The sequence below is a fragment of the Pantoea sp. K16 genome (assembly GCF_048452805.1).
Lineage (GTDB): Bacteria > Pseudomonadota > Gammaproteobacteria > Enterobacterales > Enterobacteriaceae > Pantoea > Pantoea agglomerans.
On sequence record NZ_JBLWNV010000028.1, the window covers coordinates 1,854 to 4,932 of the forward strand.

Annotated in this window: 1 rRNA gene; it reads left to right on the forward strand. The window is 53.8% G+C overall.

Annotated elements, in window-relative coordinates:
• Positions 1–142 precede the first annotated feature (142 nt).
• Positions 143–3,051, forward strand: a 23S ribosomal RNA gene (locus ACK13D_RS21975).
• Positions 3,052–3,079: the final 28 nt, after the last annotated feature.

A 3,079-nucleotide genomic window follows, 5' to 3' on the forward strand; every position in this document is an offset into this window, starting at 1 on the left:
TGCTCTTTAACAATCCGGAACAAGCTGAAAATTGAAACGACGCAGCGCGTCATTCCTCCGTAATAAGGGATGACAAGGCGATGCGTTCGAGTCTCTCAAATGCTTGCAATTCGCAGCGTTGTAAAACGCCTGTGGGTTGTGAGGTTAAGCGACTAAGCGTACACGGTGGATGCCCAGGCAGTCAGAGGCGATGAAGGACGTGCTAATCTGCGTAAAGCGACGGTAAGGTGATATGAACCGCTACAGCCGTCGATGTCCGAATGGGGAAACCCGGTGCACTCTGTGCATCATTGCAGCATGAATACATAGTGCTGCAAGGCGAACCGGGGGAACTGAAACATCTAAGTACCCCGAGGAAAAGAAATCAACCGAGATTCCCCCAGTAGCGGCGAGCGAACGGGGAGCAGCCCAGAGCCTGAATCAGCTTGTGTGTTAGTGGAAGCGTCTGGAAAGTCGCAGGGTACAGGGTGATACTCCCGTACACAAAAGCACACATGCTGTGAGCTCGATGAGTAAGGCGGGACACGTGGTATCCTGTCTGAATATGGGGGGACCATCCTCCAAGGCTAAATACTCCTGACTGACCGATAGTGAACCAGTACCGTGAGGGAAAGGCGAAAAGAACCCCGGCGAGGGGAGTGAAACAGAACCTGAAACCGTGTACGTACAAGCAGTGGGAGCCTTCTTTATGGGGGTGACTGCGTACCTTTTGTATAATGGGTCAGCGACTTATATTCTGTAGCAAGGTTAACCGTATAGGGGAGCCGCAGGGAAACCGAGTCTTAACTGGGCGTTAAGTTGCAGGGTATAGACCCGAAACCCGGTGATCTAGCCATGGGCAGGTTGAAGGTTGGGTAACACTAACTGGAGGACCGAACCGACTAATGTTGAAAAATTAGCGGATGACCTGTGGCTGGGGGTGAAAGGCCAATCAAACCGGGAGATAGCTGGTTCTCCCCGAAAGCTATTTAGGTAGCGCCTCGTGAACTCATCTTCGGGGGTAGAGCACTGTTTCGGCTAGGGGGCCATCCCGGCTTACCAACCCGATGCAAACTGCGAATACCGAAGAATGTTATCACGGGAGACACACGGCGGGTGCTAACGTCCGTCGTGAAGAGGGAAACAACCCAGACCGCCAGCTAAGGTCCCAAAGTCATGGTTAAGTGGGAAACGATGTGGGAAGGCACAGACAGCCAGGATGTTGGCTTAGAAGCAGCCATCATTTAAAGAAAGCGTAATAGCTCACTGGTCGAGTCGGCCTGCGCGGAAGATGTAACGGGGCTAAACCATGCACCGAAGCTGCGGCAGCGACGCTTAGGCGTTGTTGGGTAGGGGAGCGTTCTGTAAGCCGTCGAAGGTGTGCTGTGAGGCATGCTGGAGGTATCAGAAGTGCGAATGCTGACATAAGTAACGATAAAGCGGGTGAAAAGCCCGCTCGCCGGAAGACCAAGGGTTCCTGTTCAACGTTAATCGGAGCAGGGTGAGTCGACCCCTAAGGCGAGGCCGAAAGGCGTAGTCGATGGGAAACAGGTTAATATTCCTGTACTCGGTGTTACTGCGAAGGGGGGACGGAGAAGGCTATATCAGCCGGGCGACGGTTGTCCCGGTTTAAGCGTGTAGGCGGAGGGTCCAGGTAAATCCGGACGCTTGTTAACGCTGAGGCGTGACGACGAGGCACTACGGTGCTGAAGTGATAAATGCCCAGCTTCCAGGAAAAGCCTCTAAGCATCAGGTAACACAGAATCGTACCCCAAACCGACACAGGTGGTCAGGTAGAGAATACCAAGGCGCTTGAGAGAACTCGGGTGAAGGAACTAGGCAAAATGGTGCCGTAACTTCGGGAGAAGGCACGCTGGCGCGTAGGTGGAGGGACCTGCTCCCCGAGCCGAAGCCAGTCGAAGATACCAGCTGGCTGCAACTGTTTATTAAAAACACAGCACTGTGCAAACACGAAAGTGGACGTATACGGTGTGACGCCTGCCCGGTGCCGGAAGGTTAATTGATGGGGTTATCCGCAAGGAGAAGCTCTTGATCGAAGCCCCGGTAAACGGCGGCCGTAACTATAACGGTCCTAAGGTAGCGAAATTCCTTGTCGGGTAAGTTCCGACCTGCACGAATGGCGTAATGATGGCCAGGCTGTCTCCACCCGAGACTCAGTGAAATTGAACTCGCTGTGAAGATGCAGTGTACCCGCGGCAAGACGGAAAGACCCCGTGAACCTTTACTACAGCTTGACACTGAACATTGAGCCTTGATGTGTAGGATAGGTGGGAGGCTTTGAAGCGCGGACGCCAGTCTGCGTGGAGCCAACCTTGAAATACCACCCTTTAATGTTTGATGTTCTAACGTAGGCCCGTAATCCGGGCTGCGGACAGTGTCTGGTGGGTAGTTTGACTGGGGCGGTCTCCTCCTAAAGAGTAACGGAGGAGCACGAAGGTCAGCTAATCACGGTCGGACATCGTGAGGTTAGTGCAATGGCATAAGCTGGCTTGACTGCGAGAGTGACGGCTCGAGCAGGTGCGAAAGCAGGTCATAGTGATCCGGTGGTTCTGAATGGAAGGGCCATCGCTCAACGGATAAAAGGTACTCCGGGGATAACAGGCTGATACCGCCCAAGAGTTCATATCGACGGCGGTGTTTGGCACCTCGATGTCGGCTCATCACATCCTGGGGCTGAAGTAGGTCCCAAGGGTACGGCTGTTCGCCGTTTAAAGTGGTACGCGAGCTGGGTTTAGAACGTCGTGAGACAGTTCGGTCCCTATCTGCCGTGGGCGCTGGAGAATTGAGGGGGGTTGCTCCTAGTACGAGAGGACCGGAGTGAACGCACCACTGGTGTTCGGGTTGTCATGCCAATGGCATTGCCCGGTAGCTAAGTGCGGAAAAGATAAGTGCTGAAAGCATCTAAGCACGAAACTTGCCCCGAGATGAGTTCTCCCTGACTCCTTGAGAGTCCTGAAGGGACGTTGAAGACTACGACGTTGATAGGCCGGGTGTGTAAGCGCAGCGATGCGTTGAGCTAACCGGTACTAATGACCCGTGAGGCTTAACCTTACAACGCCAGAGGCGTTTTTGAGAGACA